The 26,427-nt window shown below is 62.8% G+C and carries 30 protein-coding genes; 5 read left to right on the forward strand and 25 right to left on the reverse strand.

All coding sequences use genetic code 11. From position 1 onward, the window contains the following. Nucleotides 1-10: 10 nt before the first annotated feature. The 6 genes from B0G74_RS16095 to B0G74_RS16120 form a co-directional block, all read right to left on the reverse strand. Entirely contained in the window at nucleotides 11-907 is an 897-nt protein-coding gene (locus B0G74_RS16095) for a glycosyltransferase family 2 protein (protein WP_243658200.1), read from the reverse strand. Next, nucleotides 904-1,800, reverse strand: coding sequence for a dTDP-4-dehydrorhamnose reductase (gene rfbD, locus B0G74_RS16100; RefSeq protein ID WP_132375864.1), 897 nt, complete (start codon nucleotides 1,798-1,800; stop codon nucleotides 904-906). The genes B0G74_RS16095 and rfbD overlap by 4 nt, the downstream gene beginning before the upstream one ends. An 11-nt stretch (nucleotides 1,801-1,811) precedes the next feature. Further along, nucleotides 1,812-2,363: a dTDP-4-dehydrorhamnose 3,5-epimerase gene (gene rfbC, locus B0G74_RS16105; RefSeq protein ID WP_132375865.1), complete on the reverse strand. Its 552-nt coding sequence runs from the start codon at nucleotides 2,361-2,363 to the stop codon at nucleotides 1,812-1,814. After that, complete coding sequence (gene rfbA, locus B0G74_RS16110) at nucleotides 2,348-3,241, reverse strand: glucose-1-phosphate thymidylyltransferase RfbA (protein ID WP_132375866.1); 894 nt, start codon at nucleotides 3,239-3,241, stop codon at nucleotides 2,348-2,350. The genes rfbC and rfbA overlap by 16 nt, the downstream gene beginning before the upstream one ends. A 10-nt stretch (nucleotides 3,242-3,251) precedes the next feature. Beyond that, a complete protein-coding gene (gene rfbB / locus B0G74_RS16115) occupies nucleotides 3,252-4,313 on the reverse strand; it encodes a dTDP-glucose 4,6-dehydratase (RefSeq protein ID WP_132375867.1) in 1,062 nt (353 codons plus the stop codon). Nucleotides 4,314-4,780: 467 nt separating this feature from the next. Beyond that, the gene (locus tag B0G74_RS16120; protein ID WP_132375868.1) at nucleotides 4,781-5,692 is read right to left on the reverse strand and encodes a GDP-mannose 4,6-dehydratase; all 912 of its coding nucleotides are present in this window, start codon (nucleotides 5,690-5,692) and stop codon (nucleotides 4,781-4,783) included. Between the two features lie 192 nt (nucleotides 5,693-5,884). Between B0G74_RS16120 and B0G74_RS16125 the strand changes: the two genes are divergently transcribed. Together B0G74_RS16125 and B0G74_RS46645 are read left to right on the forward strand one after the other, a co-directional pair. Then, the gene (locus tag B0G74_RS16125; RefSeq protein ID WP_243658201.1) at nucleotides 5,885-6,628 is read left to right on the forward strand and encodes a symmetrical bis(5'-nucleosyl)-tetraphosphatase; all 744 of its coding nucleotides are present in this window, start codon (nucleotides 5,885-5,887) and stop codon (nucleotides 6,626-6,628) included. Continuing rightward, nucleotides 6,588-6,764, forward strand: coding sequence for a hypothetical protein (locus B0G74_RS46645; RefSeq protein ID WP_243658202.1), 177 nt, complete (start codon nucleotides 6,588-6,590; stop codon nucleotides 6,762-6,764). The genes B0G74_RS16125 and B0G74_RS46645 overlap by 41 nt, the downstream gene beginning before the upstream one ends. Before the next feature lie 49 nt (nucleotides 6,765-6,813). Here the strand turns inward: B0G74_RS46645 and B0G74_RS16130 are convergent, their stop codons facing one another. From B0G74_RS16130 to B0G74_RS16170, 9 genes are all read right to left on the reverse strand, one after another. Beyond that, on the reverse strand, nucleotides 6,814-7,659 hold the full coding sequence (locus B0G74_RS16130) for a lysophospholipid acyltransferase family protein (RefSeq protein WP_132375869.1): 846 nt from the start codon (nucleotides 7,657-7,659) through the stop codon (nucleotides 6,814-6,816). 72 nt (nucleotides 7,660-7,731) lie between these two features. Further along, nucleotides 7,732-9,012: a dihydroorotase gene (locus B0G74_RS16135; RefSeq protein WP_132375870.1), complete on the reverse strand. Its 1,281-nt coding sequence runs from the start codon at nucleotides 9,010-9,012 to the stop codon at nucleotides 7,732-7,734. A 102-nt stretch (nucleotides 9,013-9,114) separates the two neighbouring features. After that, nucleotides 9,115-10,140: an aspartate carbamoyltransferase catalytic subunit gene (locus B0G74_RS16140; protein ID WP_132375871.1), complete on the reverse strand. Its 1,026-nt coding sequence runs from the start codon at nucleotides 10,138-10,140 to the stop codon at nucleotides 9,115-9,117. Continuing rightward, entirely contained in the window at nucleotides 10,137-11,543 is a 1,407-nt protein-coding gene (iscB, locus tag B0G74_RS16145; RefSeq protein WP_132375872.1) for an RNA-guided endonuclease IscB, read from the reverse strand. The genes B0G74_RS16140 and iscB overlap by 4 nt, the downstream gene beginning before the upstream one ends. 453 nt (nucleotides 11,544-11,996) lie before the next feature. Next, on the reverse strand, nucleotides 11,997-12,551 hold the full coding sequence (gene pyrR / locus B0G74_RS16150) for a bifunctional pyr operon transcriptional regulator/uracil phosphoribosyltransferase PyrR (RefSeq protein ID WP_132375873.1): 555 nt from the start codon (nucleotides 12,549-12,551) through the stop codon (nucleotides 11,997-11,999). Continuing rightward, on the reverse strand, nucleotides 12,538-12,978 hold the full coding sequence (ruvX, locus tag B0G74_RS16155; protein WP_132375874.1) for a Holliday junction resolvase RuvX: 441 nt from the start codon (nucleotides 12,976-12,978) through the stop codon (nucleotides 12,538-12,540). Before ruvX ends, pyrR begins: the two co-directional genes overlap by 14 nt. Continuing rightward, the gene (locus B0G74_RS16160; RefSeq protein ID WP_007178990.1) at nucleotides 12,975-13,553 is read right to left on the reverse strand and encodes a YqgE/AlgH family protein; all 579 of its coding nucleotides are present in this window, start codon (nucleotides 13,551-13,553) and stop codon (nucleotides 12,975-12,977) included. Before B0G74_RS16160 ends, ruvX begins: the two co-directional genes overlap by 4 nt. A gap of 252 nt (nucleotides 13,554-13,805) precedes the next feature. Then, nucleotides 13,806-15,218 carry a hypothetical protein gene (locus B0G74_RS16165; RefSeq protein WP_132375875.1) on the reverse strand — a complete coding sequence of 471 codons (1,413 nt, stop codon included), beginning with the start codon at nucleotides 15,216-15,218 and terminating at the stop codon, nucleotides 13,806-13,808. Between the two features lie 268 nt (nucleotides 15,219-15,486). Then, nucleotides 15,487-15,657, reverse strand: coding sequence for a rubredoxin (locus B0G74_RS16170; protein WP_006047743.1), 171 nt, complete (start codon nucleotides 15,655-15,657; stop codon nucleotides 15,487-15,489). Nucleotides 15,658-15,947: 290 nt separating this feature from the next. Between B0G74_RS16170 and B0G74_RS16175 the strand changes: the two genes are divergently transcribed. Further along, nucleotides 15,948-16,808 carry a hydroxymethylpyrimidine/phosphomethylpyrimidine kinase gene (locus tag B0G74_RS16175; protein ID WP_132375876.1) on the forward strand — a complete coding sequence of 287 codons (861 nt, stop codon included), beginning with the start codon at nucleotides 15,948-15,950 and terminating at the stop codon, nucleotides 16,806-16,808. A 162-nt stretch (nucleotides 16,809-16,970) separates the two neighbouring features. Here the strand turns inward: B0G74_RS16175 and groL are convergent, their stop codons facing one another. The 3 genes from groL to B0G74_RS46650 all read right to left on the reverse strand — a co-directional run bounded on the left by groL (nucleotide 16,971) and on the right by B0G74_RS46650 (nucleotide 19,665). Then, nucleotides 16,971-18,611 carry a chaperonin GroEL gene (gene groL, locus B0G74_RS16180; protein WP_132375877.1) on the reverse strand — a complete coding sequence of 547 codons (1,641 nt, stop codon included), beginning with the start codon at nucleotides 18,609-18,611 and terminating at the stop codon, nucleotides 16,971-16,973. Between the two features lie 54 nt (nucleotides 18,612-18,665). Further along, a complete protein-coding gene (gene groES, locus B0G74_RS16185; protein ID WP_007178996.1) occupies nucleotides 18,666-18,956 on the reverse strand; it encodes a co-chaperone GroES in 291 nt (96 codons plus the stop codon). A gap of 460 nt (nucleotides 18,957-19,416) precedes the next feature. Further along, nucleotides 19,417-19,665: a hypothetical protein gene (locus B0G74_RS46650; protein ID WP_243658203.1), complete on the reverse strand. Its 249-nt coding sequence runs from the start codon at nucleotides 19,663-19,665 to the stop codon at nucleotides 19,417-19,419. Between the two features lie 94 nt (nucleotides 19,666-19,759). Here B0G74_RS46650 and B0G74_RS16195 point away from each other — a divergent pair, with 94 nt between their 5' ends. Next, the gene (locus tag B0G74_RS16195) at nucleotides 19,760-20,161 is read left to right on the forward strand and encodes a TetR/AcrR family transcriptional regulator C-terminal domain-containing protein (RefSeq protein WP_132375878.1); all 402 of its coding nucleotides are present in this window, start codon (nucleotides 19,760-19,762) and stop codon (nucleotides 20,159-20,161) included. An 80-nt stretch (nucleotides 20,162-20,241) separates the two neighbouring features. Then, a complete protein-coding gene (locus tag B0G74_RS47460; protein ID WP_279388582.1) occupies nucleotides 20,242-20,373 on the forward strand; it encodes a hypothetical protein in 132 nt (43 codons plus the stop codon). Between the two features lie 208 nt (nucleotides 20,374-20,581). Here B0G74_RS47460 and B0G74_RS16200 read toward each other — a convergent pair whose 3' ends face one another. From B0G74_RS16200 to B0G74_RS16235, 7 genes are all read right to left on the reverse strand, one after another. Further along, complete coding sequence (locus B0G74_RS16200) at nucleotides 20,582-21,085, reverse strand: nuclear transport factor 2 family protein (RefSeq protein ID WP_132375879.1); 504 nt, start codon at nucleotides 21,083-21,085, stop codon at nucleotides 20,582-20,584. Nucleotides 21,086-21,098: 13 nt separating this feature from the next. Then, nucleotides 21,099-21,578 carry a nuclear transport factor 2 family protein gene (locus B0G74_RS16205; RefSeq protein WP_243658204.1) on the reverse strand — a complete coding sequence of 160 codons (480 nt, stop codon included), beginning with the start codon at nucleotides 21,576-21,578 and terminating at the stop codon, nucleotides 21,099-21,101. Between the two features lie 128 nt (nucleotides 21,579-21,706). Continuing rightward, on the reverse strand, nucleotides 21,707-22,072 hold the full coding sequence (locus tag B0G74_RS16210; RefSeq protein WP_165923868.1) for a MarR family transcriptional regulator: 366 nt from the start codon (nucleotides 22,070-22,072) through the stop codon (nucleotides 21,707-21,709). Between the two features lie 228 nt (nucleotides 22,073-22,300). Then, nucleotides 22,301-23,209: a LysR family transcriptional regulator gene (locus B0G74_RS16215; protein WP_279388583.1), complete on the reverse strand. Its 909-nt coding sequence runs from the start codon at nucleotides 23,207-23,209 to the stop codon at nucleotides 22,301-22,303. A 187-nt stretch (nucleotides 23,210-23,396) separates the two neighbouring features. Beyond that, nucleotides 23,397-23,813: a VOC family protein gene (locus tag B0G74_RS16220; RefSeq protein WP_132375882.1), complete on the reverse strand. Its 417-nt coding sequence runs from the start codon at nucleotides 23,811-23,813 to the stop codon at nucleotides 23,397-23,399. After that, nucleotides 23,810-24,340, reverse strand: coding sequence for an AraC family transcriptional regulator (locus tag B0G74_RS16225; RefSeq protein WP_132376972.1), 531 nt, complete (start codon nucleotides 24,338-24,340; stop codon nucleotides 23,810-23,812). The genes B0G74_RS16220 and B0G74_RS16225 overlap by 4 nt, the downstream gene beginning before the upstream one ends. A gap of 412 nt (nucleotides 24,341-24,752) precedes the next feature. After that, complete coding sequence (locus B0G74_RS16235) at nucleotides 24,753-26,255, reverse strand: DHA2 family efflux MFS transporter permease subunit (RefSeq protein ID WP_132375883.1); 1,503 nt, start codon at nucleotides 26,253-26,255, stop codon at nucleotides 24,753-24,755. Between the last annotated feature and the right edge of the window lie 172 nt (nucleotides 26,256-26,427).

Here is a 26,427-nt window from a genome sequence, read left to right on the forward strand (position 1 = left end):
GCACCGCGTTCTAAAGCCTGCCCAACCGCCCGCGAATGCCGTCCCACATTCCAAGCAACGCCATTTTCAAATGGGCCATCCGCTGCGAAGGCATCAATGAATAGATGACGAGCCGCACGGGAAATTTGACCAGTTCGGACGACTTCCACGTCCAGGGCACATAGGAACGGCCAATCAGCACAACGGCATTGCGGAACAGGTAGTAGTGGCGCAACGGGCTATGCATGGGATACGCGCGGCCCAGTACGCGGACCGGCTCGCCGCCGAGTTCATGGCTCATGTGCACCCATGGCACGCCCAGCACCCGATAGCCCTTCTGCTTGGCACGCACACACCATTCCAGGTCGACAAAATCGATGAAAAGCGCGTCGTCCATCGGACCGATGCTCGACCACCAGCGCAAATTGATGCACGACCCCGACGAAATCAGGAAATCGACCTCGATGGGCTGATCGCCCTGCGGTACGATCCGCTCCAGCGTGCCCCACTTGAAGCGCACGAACGGCGCGAGGCCACGCAGGCGCGCATCTTCGTAGGCCGGACCCGCCAGCGCGACACGCTCTCCTGAAGCGTTGGCCGCGTCGATGACCTTCGGCAACTCCGTGAACAGCGACGCGGGCGGCTCGCTGTCCTGATCGAAGATGATCGCCATTTCGAAGCCACCGCGCATCAGCGCTTCGACGCCCTGATTGATCGCTGTCGCGATGCCCGCATTCTCACCGTTGGGCAGGTACTCGATCGCGCCGGCTAGTCCCAGCTCGCTCGCTGGGCGCACGTCCGGCGTGTTGTCGACCACCACGCAGTGCATCCTTGCGGCGAGCCGGTTGGCCCGCTCGATACAGGCCGCATCGGGGTTGTAGAAAACAACGACGGCCCCCGTACGCGATGTCAGCGGCGTGCTGCTCAACGCTCGGCCAGGCAAAGTTGCAAGGCGTCGCGCCAGTCCGGCGCCTGCACGCCGAACGTCCGTGCAAGCTTGTCATTCGACATGCGCGAGTTTGCGGGCCGCTTCGCCGGCGTCGGATAGGAAGCAGCCGGGATCGGTTTGACGGTCGGCGTTTTCGCCAGACCCGACAGTTCGAAAATGGCCTCGGCAAAACCGTGCCACGATGCCGAACCCGTCGCGGTCAGGTGATAAACGCCCGAATGCTGCTGCCACCAGTCGCTCTGGCCCGGCGCCGCTGCCTGCGCGAGTACGTTCGCAGTGAGCGCCGCAATCGTTTTCGACCAGGTCGGCGCGCCGACCTGGTCGGCGACCACGCTCAGCTCGTCACGGTCCGCGCCGAGGCGCAGCATCGTCAACAGGAAGTTCTTGCCGCGCGTGCCGTACACCCAGCTCGTGCGGAAAATGAGGTGCGCGCAACCGCTCGCGGCGATGGCCTGCTCGCCGGCCAGCTTGGTGCGTCCATACGCGTTTTGCGGATCGGTGGGATCGTCTTCGACGTAGGCGCCGTCTTTCTCGCCATTGAACACGTAGTCGGTCGAATAATGGACCAGCGCCGCGCCCAGCTTCTTCGCTTCTTCAGCGAGGACGCCGGGCACTTCGCCGTTGATGCGCATGGCGAGATCGAGTTCCTCTTCCGCCTTGTCGACCGCGGTATAAGCTGCGGGATTGACGATCAGCGTCGGCCGGATGTTGCGCACCACGGCACGCACCTGATCCGGATCGGACAGATCCATCGCGGCGCGGTCCACCGCGACCACCGTGCCGAGCCCTTGCAGCGTACGCGCGAGCTCGAAGCCCACCTGGCCATTTACGCCGGTGACGAGGATCGTTCGCTTGGCATCATGTGCGCTCATGCTCCAGCCCCTTACTCGAACACGTCAGCATCGGCAAGGCGCTTGGCCGCCGCGTCTTTCGCAGCCAGCAGCGGCTCGGCGTCGATCGGCCATTCGATGCCGATCTCCGGATCGTTCCAGACGATGCTGCGCTCGTGCTCGGGATACCAGTAGTCGGTGGTCTTGTAGAGGAACTGCGCGGATTCGGACAGCACCACGAACCCATGCGCGAAACCGGGCGGCACCCACAACTGCCGGTGGTTATCGACCGACAAAACCACGCCGGCCCATTTGCCGAAATTCGGCGAACTCTTGCGGATGTCGACAGCGACGTCGAACACTTCACCTTCGACGACGCGCACGAGCTTGCCCTGCGCATTCTGGACCTGGTAATGCAATCCGCGCAGCACGCCCTTCGCGGAGCGCGAATGGTTGTCCTGCACGAACTCGACGCCCGGCTCGACCTGCTCGGCGAACTCCTTCGCGTTGAAGCTCTCGAAGAAAAAACCTCTCGCATCGCCGAACACCTTCGGCTCGATGATCTTGACTTCAGGCAACGCGGTAGCGGTTACTTGGATGGCCATGCCACTTGATCCGTAAGAATGTTTTGCAGATATTGCCCGTAGGCGTTTTTGGCGAGCGGTTTGGCGAGTGCCTGCAACTGCTCGCCGTCGATCCACTGTTGCCGGTAAGCGATCTCTTCCGGACACGCGACCACGAGGCCCTGACGCTTCTGCAGCGTAGCAATGAACGTGGCCGCTTCGATCAGCGAATCATGCGTGCCGGTATCGAGCCACGCGTAACCACGACCCATGATTTCCACTTCGAGTGCGGCGTTGGCGAGATAACGCGAGTTGACGTCGGTGATTTCAAGTTCGCCACGCGGCGACGGCTTGATGTCCGCGGCGATGTCGCATACCTGCTTGTCGTAGAAGTACAGACCCGTGACCGCGTAGTTCGAACGCGGCTTGGCCGGCTTCTCTTCGATCGACAGCGCGCGGAACTGCTTGTCGAATTCGACCACGCCGTAACGTTCAGGATCGTGCACGTGGTACGCAAAGACCGTGGCACCTTCCGTTTTCTCGTTGGCGCGCTCGAGCTGTTTCGCGAGATCGTGACCATAGAAAATGTTGTCGCCAAGAATCAGCGCCGACGGATCGTTACCCACAAAATCCCGGCCGATGATGAACGCCTGCGCGAGCCCATCCGGCGACGGCTGAACCGCGTACTGGATGTTCATGCCCCACTGGCTGCCGTCGCCCAGCATCGCTTCGAAGCGCGGCGTGTCCTGCGGCGTCGAAATGATCAGCACGTCGCGAATGCCCGCCACCATCAGCGTGGAGAGCGGATAGTAGATCATCGGCTTGTCGTACACGGGCAGCAACTGCTTGGAGACCACATGCGTGATCGGATACAGGCGTGTGCCCGAGCCGCCCGCGAGAATAATGCCTTTGCGCGCCATTGCCGTGCCTTTACGCGCGCTGCGCGTAGTTGGTCTCAACCCACTTGCGATAGTCGCCGGAGGCGACTTCGTCCGACCACTCCTGATTGTCCAGATACCACTGCACCGTCTTCGCGAGGCCCGTTTCGAACGTTTCCGCAGGCTTCCAGCCGAGTTCGCGTTCGAGCTTGCGCGCGTCGATCGCATAACGGCGGTCGTGGCCCGGACGATCCTTCACATAGCTGATCTGATCGCGGTACGACGCGCCCGCCTTCGGACGCAACTGATCGAGCAGGTCGCACAGCGTATGCACGACCTCGAGATTCTTCTTCTCGTTCCAGCCGCCGACGTTGTATGTCTCGCCCGGCGTGCCGCGCGCGAGCACTTCGCGGATCGCGCTGCAATGGTCGCCGACATACAGCCAGTCGCGCACGTTCTGACCGTCGCCATAGACCGGCAGCGGCTTGCCGCCGAGCGCATTGGCGATCATCAGCGGAATCAGTTTCTCGGGGAACTGGTACGGGCCGTAGTTGTTCGAGCAGTTCGTGGTGAGCACCGGCAGGCCATACGTATGATGGTAGGCGCGCACCAGATGGTCGGAACCCGCCTTGGTGGCCGAGTAAGGGCTATTCGGCGCGTACGGCGTGGTCTCGGAGAATTGCGGATCGGTAGCGGAGAGCGAGCCGAACACTTCGTCGGTCGACACGTGCAGGAAGCGGAACGCGGCCTTGTCGGCCTCGCCGAGCGCATTCCAGTAATTGCGGGCCGCCTCGAGCAGCGTGAAGGTGCCGACCACGTTCGTTTGCACGAAATCAGCCGGGCCATGGATCGAGCGATCCACATGGCTCTCGGCGGCAAAATGCAGCACGGCACGCGGCTTATGCTCGGCAAAGAGCGCGTCGAGCGCGGCGCGATCGCAGATATCCGCGCGCACGAAAATGTGCTTCGGATTGTTTTGTTGCGACTTGAGCGTACCCAGATTGCCGGCGTACGTCAGCTTGTCCACGTTCAGTACCGCTTCGTCCGACGCATTGAGCCAGTCGAGCACGAAATTGGCGCCGATAAAACCGGCGCCGCCCGTTACCAGAATCATGAAATTCCCTTCTAGATGTTTGGTAGCAGGTCGAATTAGGCTGACTGACCTGCTCCCACGCGTTGTGGTGTCGGAATCTTGTCGACGCCCGCCGCCGCCCCTGGCACTGCGGGCGGGCGCTCAAACGCCAATCTTATGAAGCCCCGATTATAAAGCCGCCTAAGGCAAAAACTAGAACCCTAACAACTTGAAACAGCTTGACAAGTCTGGTTTCCATCACTTAATCCGGCCGTCACTTTCACGATAAATGTCGCTGTGAACGGCCGCAGGCATGATGGAGCGCCGCGCCGATGGAACGGCTAGCGGCCTTATTCAACGCGACGCACCGCCAAAACGGGAGGCAAACGCCGCACACATCTGACCAAATCAGCGTGCAATGCGAAGCATTATGATTGTTTATACGCGATCGAAAGTCGCGCGTCACCATGACCCAAAAAGATGGCGGATTGCCGCGCAGGTGCGGCCGATTATGCCGCCAGCATCCAGCGCAGCGTATCCATGAACGGAATGGCCTCGACTTTCGGCACGAGCGTGCGCAGCTTGGCGGGCGAACCGGCCAGCATCTTCACATCTGTTTGTCGCACGAAGGCGGGATTGATCTGAATCTCGAGCTCATGCCCCGTCAGATCGCTCGCCGCCGAGAGAATTTCGCGCAACGTGAAAGGCGTGCCGGTGCAGACATTGACCGTTTCCGAAGCGGCCTCGGAGTCGAGCAACGCTTCATAGGCGTTCGCCACGTAGCGCACGTCGGAGAAATCGCGCGCAACGTCGATATTGCCGAGTTCGATCGACGGTTCGCGGCGCGCGAAGTGCTCGACGATCTTCGGCACGAGGAAGTTGGACGCCTGGCCGCGGCCGGTATAGTTGAACGGCCGCACGATCAGGATCGGCAGGCGGTCGAACCAGGTCCGCACCATGGTTTCCATCGCCGCCTTGCTGGCCGCATAGTGATTGACCGGCGTGACCGGAAAGCTCTCGTCGATGGCGTCGCTCGTCACGTTGCCGTAGACGTTCGCGCTGCTCGCGATCAGCAGCTTGCGGGGCGTATGGCCGACTGCGGCGCACGCCTCCAGCAGATTCAGCGTGCCGATCACGTTGACGCGGTAAAAGTCGAGCGGATCGTTATGGCCTACGAAGCTGATCGCGGCCAGATGGACAATGTAGTCGGGGCGCGCGGTTTCGATCACGCGCCGGCAGGCATCCGGCGACGTGATGTCGAGCCTCAGGCGCGTCGGCGTTTCTGGCTCGTCGCGCCCGGCGACCGTTTCGATCACCGTGTGGCCACGACCGAGCAGGTTATCGACCAGATAGCGGCCAGTAAAGCCGCTCGCCCCGGTGACGAGCGTACGGATAGGTTGCTCTGCATGAAAAGACGACATGCTTTCTCCGTTCATGAAAGTCATCCTGTTGTGTCGCAATATCGCGGGGTCCTGCCCCAGGCCGCTTGCCAGCCGCGCCTGACGCGATATCAATCCTTCAAACGGGCTATTATGTCACGCTAATATGTTGCATTGCCCAACGCGGCACGCCTCGTGCGTAACAGCGTGTATCAAACCGCACCCATTTCCTTGATGACACCGTCCACCACGTCTTCCGCTGTTTCCGATCCGTCCCCACTCCCGCTCGCTTTCGGCGATCTGCAAGGTTGCCGCACGCCGTTCCAGCAGCTGCTGGCCAAGGCCGCGCCGCCGACCGGTACGCCGCTGTGGTTCGCGGGCGACCTGATCAACCGCGGCACCGAGTCGCTGGCCACGTTGCGCGATGTCATCGCGCTCGGCAAGCAGGCGGTGCCGGTGCTGGGCAATCACGATCTGCATCTGCTGTCGGTGTCGGCGGGGATTCGCAAGTCGAAGAAAGGCGACACGATCGACGAGATTCTCGCCGCGCCGGATGCCGCCGACCTGCTCGAATGGATCCGCCACCGTCCGATCGCGCACTTCGACAACGGCATGCTGATGGTCCATGCGGGCGTGCTGCCGCAGTGGGATGTGAATCTGACGCTCGAACTCGCCGACGAATTGCAGCGCGCCCTGCGTGCGCCGAACTGGAAAGAGACGCTCGCCGGTTTGTACGGCAACGAGCCGAACCGCTGGAAACCGGGACTGAAGGGCATCGAGCGGCTGCGTTTGACGTGCAGCGCGTTTGACGCGCATCCGCTTTTGCAACGCCGAAGGCGTGATGGATTTCAGCAGCAGCGGCGGCCTGAACGCGGCGCCGCCGGGTTGCATGCCGTGGTTCGATGTCCCGTCGCGCAAGACCTCCGATGTGACGGTGGTGTTCGGTCATTGGGCCGCGCTCGGCCTGATTTTGCGTGACAACCTGATCGGTCTCGACTCAGGCTGCGTGTGGGGCGAACAACTGTCCGCCGTGCGTCTCGCGCAAAAGCCCGCGGAACGCACGCTGACGCAGGTCGATTGCGAAAACTGCCGCGCGCCGGGCGGCGGCAACTAACTCGCCGCGGTGACGCGGCCGGATGAAAGGCCCGAGGTCAGCCCAAATGTCAGGCCGAACGCCCTGACTGGTCGACCTGATCGACTGGTTCTTCGATCAGCGTTGCCACGGCGGCGGATGTGGCGGCCCGCTCAGCCATCACCGCGCCGGTTGTCGCGGTGCCGCTTTGCATCGCCTGCAATGCGGCCGCAATCACACCTTCCGCTTCTGCCGCCAGCGTGCGCCGGTCCGCGCCTGGCGCGAGCGGTGCGCAGACATAGATATGCGCGGTGAGCGGTCCGCCGCTCAGCAGCAGATTCAGAGAATCCGCGAGCGACAGATCGTCGATATAGGCAGGCGCGGTGGATTGCCGGCCCTGCGCGTCCTCATACATGATGCACAGCGGCTGCACCGCCGCCGACGCCGACACGGCCGCCTGAAACATGTTCGCGTGAAACGGCAGCAGCGCGAGACCGTTGGATGTGGTGCCCTCGGGAAACACGCACATCAAGTCGCCCGCGCCCAGGCGGTCGGACAGTTCATGCATGATCCGCTTCGCGTCGCTGCGCTTTTCGCGCTGAATGAACACTGTGTCCAGTTGCTGCGCGAGCCAGCCGACCACCGGCCATTGCCGGATCTCGGCCTTCGAGACGAACGGCGTGGGCCGCCACGCATTGATCACGTAGATGTCGATCCACGAGATGTGGTTGGCGACCACCAGCGCACCGCGATCGAGCCGTGCGCTGTCGTTATGCACGACGAGCCGCATGCCGCACAGGCGCAACATCTTCAGCGACCATTCGCGATTGAGCGTGTGACGCACATGGGCGCTGGCTTTGGGAAAGCGCGTCGCCACGATCCACATGCCGTGCAGCAGATGGGCGACGAGACGGGCCTTGCGTAACGCGAGCTTCATGGTCGGAGCGTTCCTGATTGGGCCACGAACTGGCTTATGAGCGGGACGACGAGAGTAGCAACACTGCGGCGATCAACGCTGTTCGAACGCGACGCGCCCGGACACGATGGTCGCACGCACGCGCGCCGGCAATTCGTAGCCGAGGAACGGCGTATTGTGCCCCTGGCTCTTCAACGCGCGCGGCTCGACGCGCCAGTAAGCATTTCGGTCGAACACGCAAAGATCGGCCACGCCGCCCACGGCGATACGACCGGCCGCGTCCAGATTGAGCACATCGGCCGGCGCCGTGGTAATTCGGTTCAGCGCCTTGGCGAGCGGCACGCCTGCTTCGTCGGCCCACTTTACCGTCAGCGACAGGAACAGCTCCAGCCCGGTCGCACCGGGCGTGGCCTCGGCGAACGGCAGCAGCTTTTCGTCGTCGTCGACGGGCGTGTGGTCGGAGCAGATCGCGTCGATCGTGCCGTCGACCAGACCGGCGCGAATCGCTTCGCGATCGCGCTGTTGACGCAACGGCGGGTCGAGCCGGAACTGCGCGTCGAAGTAGCCGATGTCGAGGTCGATCAGATGCACGTGATTCACGGTGACGTCGCACGACACCGGCAGGCCCTCGGCCTTCGCCGCGCGCATCAGCGCAATGCCCGCCGCCGACGACACGTGCGACAGATGCACCCGTGCACCGGTCACGCGCACCAGTTCGAAGATGGTGTGCAGCGCGATGGTTTCCGCTGACACCGGCACGCCCGAGAGCCCCAACCGCGACGCCAGCGCGCCGCTCGCGGCCACGCCGCCCTTGCCGAGATAAGCGTCCACGGGACGCAGCCACACGGTGTAACCGTAGGTCTTCGCGTATTGCAGCGCGCGCATCAGCACCTGAGTGTCGACCACCGGCACGTCGGCCTGCGAAAAGCCGATGCAGCCCGCTTCGGTCAACTCGACCATCTCGGTGATGACCTGCCCCTTGAGGCCGACCGTCAGCGCACCGAGCGGATACACGTGCGCCTGATCCAGATTGCGCGCGCGGAACTTGAGCATCTCGACGAGGCCCGGTTCATCGAGCGTCGGATCGGTGTCCGGCGGACACACGAGGCTCGTCACGCCACCCGCGAGCGCCGCGGCCATTTCGGATTCGAGCGTCGCCTTGTGTTCGTAGCCCGGCTCGCGCAAACGCGCCGAGAGATCGACCAGACCCGGCACGACACACAGGCCTTTGGCGTCGATCGTCTTCGCCGCGTTGAACTCCGCGGGCGCGTTGCCGATGGCGACGATCTTGCCCGCTTCGATAAAAATATCCTGCTGCTGTTCGGTGCCCGCTGCCGGATCGATCAGCGTGCCGCCTTGAATATGAATCTTCATGCGCTGCCTTATGTTCAGCTGAGTTCAGCTAGGTTCCGCGTCGTGTGTCGCGGGTTCGTGTGCGTGAGTGACGTGGCGCCGTGGCGCTCGACGTCTGCAAGATTAATCGTGGTTGCCCGCGACGATCCCCATCACCGCCATGCGCACCGCGATCCCGAAGGTCACCTGGTTCAGAATCACCGATTGCGGGCCATCGGCCACTTGCGAATCGATTTCGACGCCGCGGTTCATCGGGCCCGGGTGCATCACGATCGCGTCGGGCGCGGCGAGCGCGAGACGCTCCGGCGTCAAGCCCCAACTCTTGAAATACTCCTGCGCCGACGGCAGCAATGCGCCGCTCATCCGCTCGTTCTGCAGACGCAGCATGATGATCACGTCGACGTCCTTCAGACCTTCGTCGAGGTTGTGAAACACGCGCACGCCCATCTGTTCGAGGCCGCCCGGCAACAGCGTGCGCGGACCGATCGCGCGCACTTCCGGCACACCGAGCGTGGTCAGCGCATGAATGTCCGAGCGGGCGACCCGCGAATGCAGAATGTCGCCGACGATCGCCACGCGCAGCTTCGTGAAGTCCTTCTTGTAGTGGCGGATCGTGTACATGTCGAGCAGCCCCTGCGTGGGGTGTGCATGACGGCCGTCGCCGGCATTGATCACGTGCACATGCGGCGCGCAATGCTGGGCGATCAGATAAGGCGCGCCGCTCGATGCATGGCGCACGACGAACATGTCGGCATGCATCGCCGAGAGGTTGTTGATCGTGTCGAGCAGCGACTCGCCCTTGCTGGTCGACGACGCATTGATGTTCAGATTCAGCACGTCCGCCGACAGACGCGTCGCGGCGATCTCGAAGGTGGTGCGGGTGCGCGTCGAGTTCTCGAAGAACAGGTTGAACACCGACTTGCCGCGCAACAGCGGCACCTTCTTCACTTCGCGATCGGTCACGCTGACGAACTGGTCGGCGGTGTCGAGAACGTGATTGACGATCGCCTTCGGCAAGCCCTCGATCGACAATAGATGTTTGAGCTCGCCGTTTTTCGTGAGCTGCGGGTTGCCCTTGAGGAAGCCGTAACGGAAGCGCTCGGTGGCGCTATCGGCGGAATCCTTGTGAGCCTGGGTAGCGGTGTTCATCCTTCTGCGCGGGAAACCTCGGCCTTTAGGCCGGGGAGGGATGGCACAGGCTGCGCAGCAGCCCCTGCTCCCGCTTCTCCTTTTTCAGTTGCCATCCTTGAGTAGCCGTAGCCGTCCGCGCGCTGCAGCACTCGGCAATAGCGGTGAGCAACGCCCTGTACGACCTGACCGTGAGTTTGAATGTTGAAACTGCCGGTGGCACGCACGGCCACACGGCCACGGTGCGTGCCCGCTTTTCTGCCCGAGGGCACGTCGGCCTGCACATGGTCTCCCGTGCCGAACCCGTGCACGCGCTTGGCGCGCATCAGATAGCCTCGCGGAAAACCGTACCTGTCCTGTCGCGTGCGCTGATAGCTGCCGCGCCCGGTGCACTTGACCTGCAGGGTCGGCTTGCGCCACGCCAAGACGGCCGAAACCTCGCCCACGCACACCGCATCCAGCGCATGCGTCTTCGGGATGCCGAGCTGGCTACGGTTGTATTTCGTTCGTCCGCCTGAAGCGGTTTCGACCGGAAGACCGGTGGCGCGCAAGGCATTGACCAGCGCCCAGCGGGTCGCATTGACGGCCGAGGCATCCTTGAGCGGGCGCCGTGCTTGGGCCGTGATGCGCGCGAGGCGTGCCTTGTCCTTCACGAAGACGTCGAGCGGCTGCGCGGCCTTGCGGATGTTGCAGGGTACGCAAGCAATCACCAGGTTCGAAACCCGGTTCGAGCCGCCCCGCGCACGCGGCACCAGGTGCTCGATGTTGAGCGGCACGTTTTGCACATCACAGTAGCAGCACATGCGCATCCACTTCTCCAGCAGGTATTCACGCAGCTCATACCCGAGCAGGATTCCCTGCTGGTACTCGACACCGGTGACTTCTGGATTATCGAGCGCCTGCATGTCGAAGCGCACGAGTTCAGTGCTCGCCGCCGTTATCGGAGCCCAACGCTGGAGCCGCTTGACCCAGGCGAGCGTCGTATCCACTCGATGTTGCGGAGATGGCGCGAGCCATCCTGCAGGCCGGGTACGGTTCAGAAAGCGCGGTGCGCGGTAGCGCAGGGTGCCGCGCCGACGGCGACGCATGGCGCGCCGCGCGGTGAGCGCCTCGCTGATTTGCCGGCCGCGATGGACCAGTTCGAACAGGTTGAGTACAACGGCTCCGCGACGGATTTCTCCCGTCGAGGCGTCGAGCTGTTCAATGTCGCGGACCAGTGCCAGCCCAGTCGTCTCGCTGCCCGGGTCCAGCTTGATGCGCAGGGGTTGTGCTGCACTGCTGCGAAGCTCGCGGTCGACGAGCCGGATAGCGAAGGGCATGAGGCGATGAACGCGCGCACGCCCGCGCGCGAGCAACAACCTCGCGCGCTTCTCGCTGCACGGCATCAACGCTTTGCCCGACCTGTCTAGAACGAATACCGCCAACTGCAGCTCCTGGTGTTCAACCGGAAAACGTCCGGCGCGTTGCCCTTACGGACCTGGTGACGGGCGCCTTGCGGCGCCGCTCCCCTCGACCATGTTGTGCGGCAGGGGGCGAGAAAACCCGCCGGTCGCAGCCCGTTTCGTGCCTACCCGGGGCTTGTCTGCTGCTGCGACTTCCAGAGCGCCAGACTCAGGAAGCATCTGGCGGTGGGTCTGCTGTCTCCTGCACAACGGCGCGTCTTGCGACGGATGGTCTGGTCAACCTCAGACTTGCGAATTACTACCCCACAAGCCTCGGCCTTGGGCCGGGGTGATTGACGGTGTACCTGCTTCAAATACAAGCTTCAACATAATCGGTGTCGATGCGGCCTGCGTGCGATCGTTTTGGCCAACGCAGACCCTTCGCGCGAAACATGACGCGCCGGATACGGTGTTGCGCAACGAGCAAAGCTGCGTTCAATCGACGCGTGCTTCCGTGTGAAAAGTGAAACGCGGCTGACCGGGTGCACCGCTCGTTGCACCACTTTGCGTGCGGGCCAGCACGAGCGTGGCGTCGGCGGGAGTATCCACCACACCGCCGACAAACCGCGCCGCCACCGGCAACTCACGCCCGCCGCGATCGGCGAGAACCGCCAGTTCGACCGATGCGGGCCGGCCATAGTCGTACAGTTCGTTCAGCGCCGCGCGAATCGTGCGGCCGGTGTAGAGAACGTCATCGACCAGCACGATGCGGCGGCCGTCGACCGAAAACGGCAGCGAGGTCGGGCTCGCCTGCGAGTGCAAACCTTTTTTTGCGTAGTCGTCGCGATGCAGCGCGACGTTCACCACGCCGAAGCTCGGCAGGTTCAGGTCGAGCGCAAGCCGTTCGGCAAGCCACGCGCCGCCGCTGTATATGCCGGCCAGCACTGCGCCCTCGGCGCCGTCTTGCCCGGCGCCGAGCTGGTCGCCATACACCGCGCGAATCTGGTCGAGCAACGCGCGATAAAGCGCTTCGGCGTCAATGGAACTCATGATCGTCGGATAGTCCGTCTAGATATTGCTGGAGGATGATGCTGGCGGCTTCGGCGTCGAGCATGTCGGCGCGGCCGTTGCCGGCGCGGATTTCCGCCTTCGCCTCGACCGACGAATAGCGTTCGTCGATCCACGTGACCGGCAGATTGAAGCGGCCGTTCAGCTGATTGCCGAAGCGCTTCGCGAGCTGCGTCATTTCGTGCGGCGTGCCGTCCGGATGCATCGGCAAGCCGACCACGAGCGCGTCCGGCTTCCATTCGGCGATCAGTTTGCCGACCGCCTCGAAACGGTATTCGCGGCTGCGGTTCTGCACGATCACGAGCGCCCGCGCGCGACGCGTCAGCGAATTGCCGACCGCCACGCCGATGCGTTTTTCGCCGTAGTCGAACGCAAGCAGCGTCGCCTCACATCCGCCCGGCAGGCTCATGCGTGACCCGCCTCGCCCGACAGCATGGACAGGTTGATGCCGAGCAAGGCCAGCGCGGCTTCGAGACGCTCTTCGGCGGGTACGTCGAAGACGATTTTCGGGTCGGCTTCGACCGTCAGCCAGCCATTCTTCGAAATCTCTTCTTCGAGCTGGCCCGCGCCCCAGCCGGCATGGCCGAGCGTGAGCAGGAAACGCTCGGGACCCGTGCCGCTCGCCACCGCTTCGAGCACGTCTTTCGAGGTGGTCATCTCGAGACCGCCCGGCACCGACATGGACGAGGTGTACGCGTTGCCGTCTTTCGGATCGTGCAGCACGAAGCCGCGCTCGGTTTGCACCGGGCCGCCGAAATAAACGGGCACATGGAGAAGGGGTTCGATCTCGAGCTTGAGATCGATGCGACTGAAGAGCGCTTGCAGGTCGATATCGGTCGGCCGGTTGATCACGAGGCCGAGCGCACCGCGCTCACTGTGATCGCAAAGGTAGACCACCGTTCCTGAAAACGTCGGATCCGCCATGTTCGGCATGGCGATCAGGAACTGGTTGGTCAGATTGATGCGATCGGTACTCTTGGACATAGTTCGGATTTTAGCAAAGACGATGCAGGATGGCGGGCTTTGAGCGTGGAACCGCGATGTGTGCCATGGAGCGTGCCGCGAGCCATCGACGGCCATTCAAGTTGCACTCTATCACGCACGCGGGCGCGCGCCACGGTGCAGGTTCGCAGGGTTTCGCGGCACGCGTATTGCGTGCCGCCGGGATATGTCATTGCGGCCCGTTGCGTCCGGCCGACAGAGGGTCCGGCGGGCCGAATCCGCCACGCGTACTGTTCACGCGCCGCCCTGCTCGATCGAGCGCGTCAAGGCGGCAAGCGCGGTGTTGCCGCCGGGCGGCGCGACGCCCGCTGCAACCTTGTGCAACGTGGCACGCAAGGCCTCGGCGGCCTCTTCGAGCGTGCTCGCCGCCGGCGCGCCGACAATCACATGCGCACGCACCGCGGGCGTCGACACGCCGGCATGCGCGCGACGGCGCCACGCGAGCCCCAGCGCATCGGCCAGCAGCGCCACGTGGCCGAGGCCCAGCGCGCACGCGGCGGAGCCGAGCCGGTAGGCGGCATCGCCCGCTTGCAGCGCTTCGCTCGGATCGGCTTTCTCCGGCTGGTCTGCGGCGCGGGCGTGCTCGGTCAATGCGGAAATCGAGGCGTCCGCGGTTTGCAGAAAATCTTCGTACGCGTTGGCGTTAACCGCCAGCACGCCCAACTCGCGCGTCAATGCACTGCGCGTGGCGCTGATCGCCTGCGCCTGCACTGCGCCCGCTTCCCAGAGCATTTCGGATGCCTGGGTGCCCGCGACGTGCCAGTCGACGGTCAAGCCGTAGTCGTGCAGCACTTCCACCTGGTCGGCGTCTTCCGCTGCGGCGCCGAACAACGCGTAGTCGCGCCACAGCAGCGCAAGCGTCGCGCGCACGAGGGAGCGCGGCGCAAGTTCGATGCCGCGCGCATGATCGGCGAGCGCGAGGTTACAACGGGCGTAGAAACGCCGCGCGTCGGTTTCCCCGGTGGCCCGGCCGCTGACCCGCAGAGCCTTGGCGCAGGCCTTGGCGAGGCGCCAGAAATCGTAGGGGTCCGGGCCGGCGAGTTCACTGAAAACGGCGTCCAGTTCGTCGAGCGCCGCATTGGTCACGGCCAGCGCCGCCGCACTGCCGGAATCGGCCTGCGAGCGCAGCACCGGCAGCAGCGCGCGCTCATAGCGGGCTCGCAGATGAGCCAATTGATCGGCGGACTGCGCGTGTAGCGAGACCGGTGGCACCGGCCGCGCGGTCAACGCGAGATCTTCGAACGCGACGGTGGAACCGGGCGTGTGCTCCGACAGATGCGTGCAGAGCGCCCGGTAATGACTGAACAGCACGGGCGAGCAGGACAGCTCGCGCAGATTGTGGCGTTCGAGCGCGGCGCGGAAGTCGCGCAAGGCCGCGCCGAACACAGGCCGCGCGTTGACCGCGTCGGCCGGGTCGCCCTCCAGGAGCGGCGACAGCCGCACCAGCGCGTCAGCAAAGCGCTGCGCGCTCAGCCAACCGGCTCCGCGCAAAGCGTGCGACGCACGCAGCAACGCCGAGGTGCTCTCGCTGTGCTGCTCGAATGCCAGCAGCGCCTCGGCCAGCGCCAGTTCGGCCGGACGCACGGCGCCGCCGCGCGGGTTCGGCAAGGCATCGAAGGAAACGGGTGCAGCGGATCGAAGAGTCATGGGCAGGCGACACGAAGCTGACGGGCCGTCGCCTCGCGCCGCACGCAGACTGATCGGCTAACGCGCGAACCGGCGACAGGACAATGACAGACTAACGTTGCGACACGGCACGGCCGAGGACGTTCCGCGTCGACGCGTTGGGGCAAACTTCAGAGCGCACCGGGTGCGTTCGATCCGGCGCGCCACGCCGGCTGCGAAACACCATGCCAATGCCGCGCCGCAGGCATGCGGCACGGCCCGCAGCCGGCATGCCGGCTGCTCCCGGACTTCAGATCTGGACCATCTCGAAGTCTTCCTTACGCGCGCCGCACTCCGGGCAGGTCCAGTTAATGGGGACGTCTTCCCAGCGGGTGCCCGGCGCAATGCCTTCGTCCGGCAAACCGGCTTCTTCGTCGTAAATCCAGCCGCAAATCAGGCACATCCAGCTTTGATATTCCATTCTTGTGTCGCGTCGTAGAGTCCGTGGAAACGGGAGCCATGATGGTACCGTGTTGCCGCCCCAATGCCTAGCAATCAGAAACGCGCAATCGTAGCGTGCTACGGCCTTTGGCTATGCAGTTTGCGTCGGCCGGCACGGTGGTTGCGGCGCCATGCCGCGCGCCGGCCGCGGCTGGCTTGCTGCAATGCATCGCGAGATGCGAAAAAACGCCCTCGCGACGGTTTAGGCCGCATAATTGAGTCGATTGCGCACTCTCTGCGCCTAAATTTAGCTCCTTTCTGTCAATCTTCATGCCCAGCGACACGCCTCCGATCGTCCTCACCTTCGGCCTTTCCGATCCCACTGGCGGCTCAGGCCTGCAAGCCGACCTGATGACCCTTGCCAGCATGGGCTGTCATGGCGTCTCCGTGCTCACGGGCTACACCGTGCGCGACTCGGCGAGCTGCGACGAAGTCACCGGGCTCGACCCTGAAGTGGTCGCGACCCAGGCGCGGATGCTGCTCGAAGACATGCCGATCGCCGCGTTCAAGGTCGGCGCCTGCACCCGCGCGGAAGTAGTGAGCGCGATTGCCGAAGTCGTCGCCGATTACGACGACATTCCACTGATTCTCGCCCCCGATTTCACGCTCGACGACGAGCACGTGCTGTCCGCCGACGAACTGCGCGAAGCGATCGCCGATCTGCTCGCGCCGCAAACCACGTTGCTGGTCGCCGATTCCGCCACGCTGCTCGCGCTCGCGCAACCGGACGGCGACGCCGAAGCGCCGAGCCTCGACGCCGCCATCTCGCATCTGCTGTCGCAAGGCTGCGAATACATTCTGTCGACGGAAACCGGCACACACCGGCACGTCAACACGCTGTTCAGCGAAGACGGCCAGTTGCGTCAGGACATGTGGGACCGCGGCAGCCATCGGATCATGGGCTTGACGGATACGTTGGGCTCGGCGATCGCCGCGTTGCTGGCCAACGGTCAGGAGCCCGCTGAAGCGGTGCGCGAGGCGCAGGAATATTTGTACCAGGCCCTGCGCAACGCTTTCCGGCCGGGCATGGGCGCGTATATGCCGGACCGGTTCTTCTGGGCGCGCAGCAGCGACGACGATACGCCGCCGACAGCCGGCAAGGATGCGGCGCCGGGCGAAGCGCGGCACTGATAGCTGGCGCGAAGCGCCGGCCGCTTTCCCGGCGCTTCAGCCCGCAGCAAGCGCCCATAAAAAAACCCGCATTTCTGCGGGTTTTTTCTTTTGGGAAGCACGCCTCGCGGCGCACTCCCCCATGTGCTTCCAACTGGACCTCGTAACGAGGCCCAACTGAAATTACATGTCCATGCCCATGCCGCCCATGCCGCCGGGCATACCGCCGCCCATCGGAGCATCTTCCTTCGGCAGTTCGCAGACAGCTGCATCGGTCGTCAGCAGGAGACCCGCAACCGAAGCTGCGTTTTGCAGCGCCGTGCGCGTCACCTTCGTCGGATCCACGACACCTGCGTCAACCAGGTCGACGTACTCGCCGGTTGCTGCGTTGTAGCCGTAGTTGCCCTTGCCAGCAGCAACAGCTGCCACCACGACGCTGGCTTCTTCGCCACCGTTCGTGACGATCTGGCGCAGCGGCTCTTCCATCGCGCGCAGCACGATCTTGATACCTGCGTCCTGATCGGCGTTCAAGCCCTTCAGGCCGGCGATTGCCGTACGTGCGCGGATCAGCGCGACGCCGCCGCCAGCAACGATGCCTTCTTCCACAGCTGCGCGCGTTGCGTGCAGTGCGTCTTCGACACGTGCCTTCTTTTCCTTCATTTCGACTTCGGTCGCAGCGCCGACCTTGATCACTGCAACGCCGCCTGCCAGCTTGGCAACGCGTTCTTGCAGCTTTTCACGGTCGTAGTCCGACGTTGCTTCTTCGATTTGCGTGCGAACTTGCTTCACACGTGCTTCGATGTTCGCACCTTCGCCAGCGCCGTCGATGATCGTCGTGTTTTCCTTGCCCACTTCGATGCGCTTCGCTTGACCCAGTTCAGCCAGCGTTGCCTTTTCGAGCGTCAGGCCGGTTTCTTCAGCGATGACTTGACCGCCGGTCAGGATCGCGATGTCTTCCAGCATGGCCTTACGACGATCGCCGAAGCCCGGAGCCTTGACAGCAACGGTCTTCAGGATGCCGCGGATGTTGTTCACCACCAGCGTTGCCAGTGCTTCGCCTTCGACGTCTTCTGCGATGATCAGCAGCGGACGGCCAGCCTTGGCGACTTGCTCCAGTACCGGCAGCAGATCACGGATGTTCGACACCTTCTTGTCGTGCAGCAGCACGAACGGGTTGTCCAACACGGCAACTTGCTTGTCCGGGTTGTTGATGAAGTACGGCGACAGGTAGCCGCGGTCGAATTGCATACCTTCGACCACGTCCAGCTCGTCTTGCAGCGACTTGCCATCTTCAACGGTGATGACGCCTTCCTTGCCGACCTTGTCCATGGCTTCAGCGATACGATCGCCGATCGACGAGTCGCTGTTTGCCGAAATCGCGCCGACTTGGGCGATTTCCTTATTGGTCGTGCACGGCTTGCTGATCTTGCGCAGTTCTTCGATCGCTGCGAACACAGCCTTGTCGATACCGCGCTTCAGGTCCATCGGGTTCATGCCCGACGCGACGTACTTCATGCCTTCGCGGACGATCGACTGAGCCAGAACCGTTGCGGTCGTGGTGCCGTCACCTGCGTTGTCGCTGGTCTTGGAAGCAACTTCCTTGACCATTTGCGCGCCCATGTTCTGGAGCTTGTCTTTCAGTTCGATCTCTTTCGCGACCGACACACCGTCCTTCGTGACCGTCGGGCCGCCGAAGCTGCGTTCCAGGACAACGTTGCGACCCTTCGGGCCCAGCGTGACCTTCACAGCGTTCGCGAGGATGTTCACGCCTTCAACCATCTTGGCACGGGCGGAATCACCGAATACGACGTCTTTAGCTGCCATCTTCTAACTCCTTGAATTCTTTAAGATATGACCGGGAAAAGTAGCGACCAGCGCTTACTTTTGCACCACGGCCATGATGTCTTCTTCGCGCATCACGAGCAGTTCGTTGCCGTCGACCTTAACGGTCTGGCCTGCGTACTTGCCGAACAGGACGCGGTCACCAACCTTCACGTCGAGCGCGATTTGAGCGCCCTTGTCGTCACGCTTGCCCGGGCCGACTGCCAGAATTTCGCCTTGATCCGGCTTTTCTGCTGCGGCTTCGGGGATCACGATGCCCGACGCAGTCTTGGTTTCTTGATCCAGACGTTTGACGATCACGCGATCATGCAAAGGACGAAGGTTCATACATACTCCTCTCTTGATTGAGACTGAAGAACGCTGAGAAAACCCGGCTGGCTGAGCCAACCGGCGATGTTGTTAGCACTCTCGTGCAGCGAGTGCTAATTATATGGACGGGTGGTGACAAATTCAAGAAGGGATGCTGCTGTTGGGTGAGATTCACTCAACTTTGGACTTTGTTCACTTAAGTCTGAGCGCCCGAGCGGCGCCCGGCCGCGATCATGAAAGGAAATATCATTTTGAAACAACGGGTTATTGTTAAACCAGCTGTTCCACAATGCCGCGAGCGCAGTGCGACCGCGCGGCTTTTTCTGACCGCATCTGTCCGCGCGTCCGGGTGGCTCATGCTAAATCCAGGGAAAACCCCGCCCCCGAGTGCAATCGTCAGTGACGTTCGGGCAAACGCGCGGCTATCACCGCCCTGCCCCAGAGACAAATTGTACGTTGTGTCTGTATTGGCTCGGTGTCACCCCTTGCTGACGAGCAAACAAGCGCGTGAAGTCCCAGGCGAGTCAAAGCCCAGATTGAGCGCAACATCCTGAAGTGCCATTTCCTGCTGCGAAACACTTTGAATCGACAGATCCATCCGCAGCATGCTGCCGAATGTCGCCGGCGTCATGCGCTGCGGGCGTTCCTTGAGAATGGCTATGCGGAAAGCTCGGTGAACCGGATCGCCGCGGAAGCCGGCGTATCGATCAAGACGCTCTACCGGCACTTCGAGAGCAAGGACGATCTGTTCAGTGCGGTGATGGAAGCGGCCTGCTCGACGACCGGCACGCAGTCCGGTTCGGCAGAGGGAGTCGCCGAGCTTGGCGAGCCTGATTGGTTTAGCGAACCGCCGCCCGCCGCGTTGCCGATCGCGGGGGGGCGAATATCTTCGGCACGCGCTTTCGGAAGAACAGTTGGCGTTGTATCGCGTCGTGACCCGCGATGCCCCTCGCTTCCCCGAACTCGCGCGCCGCTATCGCGAACAGGTTGCGGGTGCACGCCACGCGCTATTCGCGAGCTATCTTGACCGATGGTTACCTGTCACAGGCTGGAAAGTCAAAGACAAGTATGGTGCCGCGGCAACCTTCGCGGCACTCCTTAAGGCCACGCTTTTCGACGAGGCGCTGTTTGGCGTGAAGAGCGCAAGCGAGGAAGAAATTGCATCGTGCGCGAGGATCGCGGCCGTCGAGATGATGGTTCTCATCGAAGCCGGTCAGTTCTAATTCGTTCCGCTGATTCCAAGCCGCGATAGATTCGAGGCATTGCGGAACATCGTGTGTTGACCTGCCTCGCCGGCGGCGCGATGGAACAGCGCGCCGCTGCGGTCAAACACCATTGCCGCAATGCCGTGAACAGCGCCGTTCGCGACAGCATCGTCGAGCAACGGCTTGATGGCCGAATCGTCAAAAGTCCTGATTGGCTCGTGAGTTCGTAATGGAGAATCCGTACGCGGGCAAGCGGGCCGATTTTGCGATTGACGGGATCACGCCCTCGATTGAGATCGTATCGACGCGTATCAGGACTTCGTCAGCCCCGCAGACCGCGCCGGCGACATCTTCATAACGAAAGATCTGCGGTCCTCTATTCCGAGAGCAGACGACGGCTTCCGTTTCTCTTGCTCTCGTTGACAGAGAAAATCGGATCTACTGCGCAGGCGCCGGCACAGGCACGATCGATGCAATCCGCCAACCTTCCGGGGTTCGGACAGCGACTTCATAGACGAGGAACGGAGCGCTCCTCGCTGACGCTTCCGAAGCGCCAAGGGTAATCTGCGTGGGGGCGTACAACTGGGCGACGTCTGCGGTCAGGGGAACAATCTTGATGCTCTCGACGTTCGGCTCGAACTTCCACACCCCTTTGAAGGTTTCCTTGAAATGCTCGATGAGCGCGGGCTTCCCCCAGAACTGGTAGGCGCGAGCCACGAATGCGATCGGGTCGGGTTGGCCAGCTGGCGCGGATGCCAGTACGCGCTCAAACGCGGCAATGTCATGCGCCGTAGCAGCCGCTGCCTGTCGGAGAAAGACGTCTTTGACCTCTTGCCTGTCTTTCTCCGTGAAACGATGCGTGGCGGCGGCGTATGCAGTCGCATTAGCGGCCGCAAGGACCACAACCGCGAGGAATGAAGCGAGTGTTTTCTGTATGCGCATGTGCATCTCCCATTCACTCGGCAGGAACGGGAATTACCGCCGAGATCTTCCAACCGGATGGCGTCCGGATCGCAAACTCGTTGATCAGAAATGTCGCAGTTCTGGCGGGTTGGCCGGCTGCTCCGAGTGTGACGCGAGTCGGTGCATAGATCTGCACCGTGTCGCCGTTCAACGGAATGATGCTTATAGCGCTCTGATCCGGTTCAACGCGCCACGTACCCGTGAAAGCCTTGCGGAAGTGCTCCATGACGGCATCCCTGCCCCAGAACCGGTACGCGCGAGCCACGAACGAGACAGGGTCTGGCTGGCCTGGAACGGCATGCGCCAGCGTGCCGTCGAGCGTGTCGATGTCATGGGCCGTTTCGGCGGCGGCCTGACGCAGGAACAAGTCATGAATCTCCTGCGTATCGCGTGCGGTAACTTCGGCAGCGTGCGCGGAACTCACGGCAGTCATCAACGAAAAGGAAAGTGCAAAGAGGAGGTTGCGGCGCACACCCAACGATCGAATATCCACGATACATAGTCTCATATGCCCGTATATGGAATTTTTTTGCGGCGAGAGAACGGGATACTCTCGCCGCATGTCGCGGGGATCTCAATGCAGATGTGGCGCCCTTGACCTCAGAAAGTCTCTTGATCCATGGTCAGGTCCAGTTGCACGATTCGAGCCATGAATCGCCGCATCGCCAACGCGTCCTCCGTTCCAAATTCCTTTTCGAAGCGTGCTTGCGCCTTCTGCCACGACGGTTTGCTTTGCGCCTCAATCTTGGCGCCCAAGGTAGACAACACTAGTTCTCGCTCCCGGCGATCTTCGCGCCCGACCTGAATCGTGATCAGCCCGTCGCGCTCGAGCGGGCGAACGTTGTGTCCCATCGTTGCCCGATCCATCGACAACACGTCGGCAAGCGCGGCCATTGTCGTCGGCCCGCGGCTGGCAAGGAGACTCAAGATCGTGTATTGCGTGGCCCGCAAACCGGTTTGCGCCATGCAGGCATCATAGAAGCGGGTCAAGCGCCGCGCGGCTTTACGCAGAGCGGTGTTGTTACATACACCAGGATTGATTGCCAGCCGAGACGCAGTCATGTTGGATCAAACGTTAAGATCTTGGAGAAAATATTATGGGCATATAAGACCATTGTCAAGCGAGTTCATGCCGGCCGATTAGCACAGAAGTTCGCTTAGCCCACACCTGGCCGGCCGCGTTCGCGACGACGGCTACGTTGCCCGATCGAACTTGTGTGCAAACCGCTCCGTTGCCCATTCGATAAAGACGCGCAACCGCTGGCTCATATGCCTGTCTGGCGGATACACGAGGAAGAAGGGGTATGGATCCGGTTGCCACGTCGACAGAACAGGCAGGAGTTCGCCACGCGCGATCGCGTCCCTCGCGGCAAACGAGAAGGTTTGAATCACGCCGAGACCGGCCAGCGCAGCCGCGACATGGGCGTTGCTCTCGTTCACCCCCATGCCTTGTAAGCTGCCGATTTCGATTCGCTCGCGGCCCTTCTGAAAACGCATCGGCAACACGCGTCCCGTCCGTGCAGAAACGTAGCTCACGATCCGATGGCCGCTTTTAAGCTGGTCGGGATGCATCGGCCTGCCGTGCTGCTTCAGATAATCGGGCGTCGCGCATGTCACCCACGATGCACGGCCAAGCGGACGTGCGACTAGTGAGGGCTCGTCTACGCTGCCGCCGCGGACGACACAATCTACGTTCTCGCCAATGAGATCGATCTGCCGGTCGCTCACGCCGAGATCGACATGAATGTCGGGATATCGCGCAATAAAGTCGGGCAGTGCCGGGATCAACACGCCGCTTGCGTTCGCCGAGCCGATGTCGATGCGCAACCGTCCGCGCGGACGCTGATGTGCGCTGGCGAAACCCGAGTCGATGTCCTCGAGTTCCTTCAACACGCGCGAGGTGCGCTCGTAGTACGCGGCACCCTCGGCCGTGACGGTGACGCGTCGCGTCGTTCGTTGAAGCAGTTTGACGCCGAGATGCTGCTCCAGTGAACGCACGAGTTTGCTCACCGTGGCGAGTGGCATCTCGAACGAGTCGGCGGCACGGGTGAATGCGCTTCGAGCATCACTTCTCACGAGAACGAGCCGGCGCGTCGATGTCACGCCCGCGGGCGAGCGGCTATACGCACGCTGCCTCTCCGTGTACAACGCCGTACTGGCGGCGCAAAAAGCCCTCGAAAATATCGAGGCGGAGCGCAATATCACTCCAACCGCTCACCGGGAAACCAGTGCCGTTGACCAATGAGGCGGATGACCGCTATCCGCGCCGTAACGACATTTGAGTGACTACTCACGTCGTGCTTCGCGGCTCCTGAATCATCTTCCAGCCGTTGCCGGCGGGGTCGCGGAAACCGGCGTCGACGCTGCCGAAACGATCGACCGGCTCCTGGGTGAATTCCACGCCACTTGCCTTTAGCCGGGCGTAGCTGGCGCGGCAATCGGACACCACGAGGACGAGCGGCGGCATGGCCCCCTTCGCGACCATCGCGCGCAGGGTCTGCGCGGTGGCATCGTCGTGAATGGGCGGACCGGGTTTGAACAGTCCGAGCTGGAACGAGGGTTGGTCCGGATGCTGGACTGTGAGCCACCGGTAGGGACCGTTGACCACGTCCGTATGCACGCGGAATCCGAGTTTGTCGACGTAGAACTTGAGCGCTTCGTCCTGATCGTCGACGTACAAGCCGACCACACTAATACCCTGGTTCATGACACCTCCTTGGTTGATGGCCGGAATGTACCTTTGGCCACACGGCGGCGCTTCTCCAAAACTGCGATGGTGAGATCGGGACGCTGCGCGGCCTTCAGAACGCAGGCGGGCACGCGGTCGAGCTGCTGCATGGCGGCCTGCGCCTCACGGCGCATGGCACTGGGGCTTCGCCCCGTGATGTCGCGGAAGATGCGGCCAAAGGTACCCAGGCTCTCCCAACCGGTGGCGAACGCTATTTCCGTGATGCTGAGCCCAGTGTCGCGCAGCAGGGTATTGGCCTGCTCGATGCGCCGCGTCAGCAGGTAGCGATGCGGCGGGATGCCGAAGGCCCGCTTGAAGGAGCGAGCGAAATGGGCCTCGGAGACGCCACTGACCGCGGCCAGGCGTTCGACGGGCCAGGCCTCGTGCGAGGCGGCATCCATTCGGTCTTTGGCGCGTAGCAGGCGGCGCAGCAGGGCCGGATCCTGCAACGGGTCGACGACGGCCGACGCTGGCGACGAGGCAGGCGGCTGATTGAATTCGGCCATGATCATTGGTCGGCATCCTTGGCTGCAAGGGCAGCACATCGGAGAATGATTCCGGAACCCCTCGATTCTTTCATCGGTCTGCGGCTAGAGCGAATCGGTCGGCACGATTGTCAATTATTCGAGCAAGTCCGTGCGTTCAACGCGCGGCATCGATGAGATCGATGAACAGGTGCGACGCGTTCGGACCGCCTGTGATCGTAGCATTCCGGACCCGCACACAAAACCGTTCGAGGCTGACCAGTATCTCATCAGTCGACTTGCTTCAGACAAACGGTTTGGGACTAGCGATATAGACGTCCGGGTAGTGACGCCTGCATGAAGCCATGCATCGCCAGCCGCGATCCGGCGCCTTCGATCGCGCCTGCGGTTTCGCGATCCGGCGTGATCGACTGCCGACACGGCTCGTGTTCGATCAGTAGTGCTCTGTCGCTGCCGCGTTGCCGGTTGTGGGTGCGGGGCCCGCTGTCGTTACGCCGTGACTGTCAGCAACCGGTCGCGCGCCGGCGCCGCCCGGCTGCCCAGGACGCAACAACAAACCGCCCAGCACACCGGCCGCCGCCGCGAAGATCGCACCGACCAGAAACGCCACGTGATAGCCGCTGTTGAGCGCCGCCGTGGCGCTTTCGGAAGACTGCATCGCGTCGCTGCGCGCGGCGGCGAGACTTGCGAGCACCGCGAGGCCGAGTGCGCCCCCCATCATCAACGATGTATTGACGATACCGGACGCGAGGCCCGAATCGCTCGGATCGACGTCGCTCATGGCCGCCAGCAGCACGGCATTGAACGCGATGCCCGCACCGAAGCCGAACAGGATCATGCCGGGCAACACGTCGAGCACGAAGCTGCCGGTCATCGGTGCCCGTGCGAACAGCGCGAGGCCACACGCCGCGACGAGCAGCCCAACGGCAAGCGGAAGGCGCAGACCGAAGCGCATCACCACGCGCGCCGACAGCCCCAGCGAAAAGAACGCCATGATCAGACTGGCCGGCAAAAACGCGAGCCCGACCTGCATGGGCCGGTAGCCAAGCACGCGCTGCAGATACAAGGCGGAGATGAAGAACCACGCGAACATCGCAGCCGCCCAGAGTACGCCGACCACATTGGCAGTCGCGAGATTGCGCAACCGGAACAGGCCGAGCGGCATCAACGGATGCTGCACGCGCGCCTCGATAACGAGAAACACGGCAAACAGCGCCAGCGCGGCAAATAGCAGGCCCAGCGTCTGCGCCGAGGTCCAACCCGCTTCATTACCGTTCACGACTGCGTACACGGCGAGCATCAGCGAAGCAGTTACCGTCACCGCGCCGGCCACGTCTAGCCGTTCGCCATGCGCATGACCGCGTGCCGCGGGCAAGAGCGCGACGCACAGTGCATAAACGGCGATGCCAATGGGCAAGTTGACGAGAAAGATCCAGTGCCAGCTCAGCAGGTTGGTCAACAGACCGCCGAGCAGTACGCCGATGCTGCCGCCTCCCGCGCAAACAAAGCCATACACGCCCATCGCTTTAGCACGCTCGCCGGGTTCAGTGAACAGATTCATGATCAGCGACAGCGAAACAGCGGAGACGACCGCGCCGCCCAACCCCTGCACGGCACGCGCGCATACCAGCAGGAGTTGCGAATTAGCCATGCCGCATGCGAGCGACGCCAGCGTGAACAGCGTAATGCCGCCGAGGAACAGCTTGCGGTGGCCGTAAAGATCGCCCAGCCGTCCGCCAAGCAGCAGGCAGCCGCCGAAGGTCAGCATGTACGCGTTGACCACCCACACCAGCGAGGTTTCGGTAAAGCCGAGGTCCGCGGCGATCGACGGCAATGCAACGTTCACGATCGTCGTATCGAGCACGATCATGAGCACGCCGAGGCACAGAACGTTCAGCGCTAGCCAGCGTTTATTGCCGTGGATGGAATGGGTCATGCAGAGGCTCCTTAGCCTTGGTCAAACAACTGCAAGCGGATGCCGGCCATGCCGATACCACCAGAAGGCAACGGCATGACCGGTTCCCTTCCGGTATCGATCAACGCTTGCTGAGCATCGCAAACTGCTGGCGCAACGCGTCCGCCATGTACGACCACGAACCCGCGCCGTG

Source organism: Paraburkholderia sp. BL9I2N2 (assembly GCF_004339745.1).
Classification (GTDB): Bacteria; Pseudomonadota; Gammaproteobacteria; order Burkholderiales; family Burkholderiaceae; genus Paraburkholderia.

What these genes read in the sequence shown, in the direction of transcription:
- ruvX (WP_132375874.1), bottom strand. Translation starts at nt 12,978, where the DNA reads ATGAGCCTGCCGGGCGGATGTGAGGCGACGCTGCTTGCGTTCGACTAC.
- B0G74_RS47460 (WP_279388582.1), top strand. Translation starts at nt 20,242, where the DNA reads ATGGAACAGCGCGCCGCTGCGGTCAAACACCATTGCCGCAATGCCGTG.
- B0G74_RS16125 (WP_243658201.1), top strand. Translation starts at nt 5,885, where the DNA reads ATGACACCGTCCACCACGTCTTCCGCTGTTTCCGATCCGTCCCCACTC.
- groL (WP_132375877.1), bottom strand. Translation starts at nt 18,611, where the DNA reads ATGGCAGCTAAAGACGTCGTATTCGGTGATTCCGCCCGTGCCAAGATG.
- rfbA (WP_132375866.1), bottom strand. Translation starts at nt 3,241, where the DNA reads ATGGCGCGCAAAGGCATTATTCTCGCGGGCGGCTCGGGCACACGCCTG.
- rfbB (WP_132375867.1), bottom strand. Translation starts at nt 4,313, where the DNA reads ATGATTCTGGTAACGGGCGGCGCCGGTTTTATCGGCGCCAATTTCGTG.
- B0G74_RS16130 (WP_132375869.1), bottom strand. Translation starts at nt 7,659, where the DNA reads ATGAAGCTCGCGTTACGCAAGGCCCGTCTCGTCGCCCATCTGCTGCAC.
- B0G74_RS16200 (WP_132375879.1), bottom strand. Translation starts at nt 21,085, where the DNA reads ATGCGCATACAGAAAACACTCGCTTCATTCCTCGCGGTTGTGGTCCTT.
- rfbC (WP_132375865.1), bottom strand. Translation starts at nt 2,363, where the DNA reads ATGGCCATCCAAGTAACCGCTACCGCGTTGCCTGAAGTCAAGATCATC.
- B0G74_RS16210 (WP_165923868.1), bottom strand. Translation starts at nt 22,072, where the DNA reads ATGGCGCAAACCGGTTTGCGGGCCACGCAATACACGATCTTGAGTCTC.
- B0G74_RS16165 (WP_132375875.1), bottom strand. Translation starts at nt 15,218, where the DNA reads ATGACTCTTCGATCCGCTGCACCCGTTTCCTTCGATGCCTTGCCGAAC.
- B0G74_RS16225 (WP_132376972.1), bottom strand. Translation starts at nt 24,340, where the DNA reads ATGGCCGAATTCAATCAGCCGCCTGCCTCGTCGCCAGCGTCGGCCGTC.
- groES (WP_007178996.1), bottom strand. Translation starts at nt 18,956, where the DNA reads ATGAACCTTCGTCCTTTGCATGATCGCGTGATCGTCAAACGTCTGGAT.
- B0G74_RS16175 (WP_132375876.1), top strand. Translation starts at nt 15,948, where the DNA reads ATGCCCAGCGACACGCCTCCGATCGTCCTCACCTTCGGCCTTTCCGAT.
- pyrR (WP_132375873.1), bottom strand. Translation starts at nt 12,551, where the DNA reads ATGAGTTCCATTGACGCCGAAGCGCTTTATCGCGCGTTGCTCGACCAG.
- B0G74_RS16160 (WP_007178990.1), bottom strand. Translation starts at nt 13,553, where the DNA reads ATGTCCAAGAGTACCGATCGCATCAATCTGACCAACCAGTTCCTGATC.
- B0G74_RS16170 (WP_006047743.1), bottom strand. Translation starts at nt 15,657, where the DNA reads ATGGAATATCAAAGCTGGATGTGCCTGATTTGCGGCTGGATTTACGAC.
- B0G74_RS16135 (WP_132375870.1), bottom strand. Translation starts at nt 9,012, where the DNA reads ATGAAGATTCATATTCAAGGCGGCACGCTGATCGATCCGGCAGCGGGC.
- rfbD (WP_132375864.1), bottom strand. Translation starts at nt 1,800, where the DNA reads ATGAGCGCACATGATGCCAAGCGAACGATCCTCGTCACCGGCGTAAAT.
- B0G74_RS16235 (WP_132375883.1), bottom strand. Translation starts at nt 26,255, where the DNA reads ATGACCCATTCCATCCACGGCAATAAACGCTGGCTAGCGCTGAACGTT.
- B0G74_RS16140 (WP_132375871.1), bottom strand. Translation starts at nt 10,140, where the DNA reads ATGAACACCGCTACCCAGGCTCACAAGGATTCCGCCGATAGCGCCACC.
- B0G74_RS16120 (WP_132375868.1), bottom strand. Translation starts at nt 5,692, where the DNA reads ATGTCGTCTTTTCATGCAGAGCAACCTATCCGTACGCTCGTCACCGGG.
- B0G74_RS16220 (WP_132375882.1), bottom strand. Translation starts at nt 23,813, where the DNA reads ATGAACCAGGGTATTAGTGTGGTCGGCTTGTACGTCGACGATCAGGAC.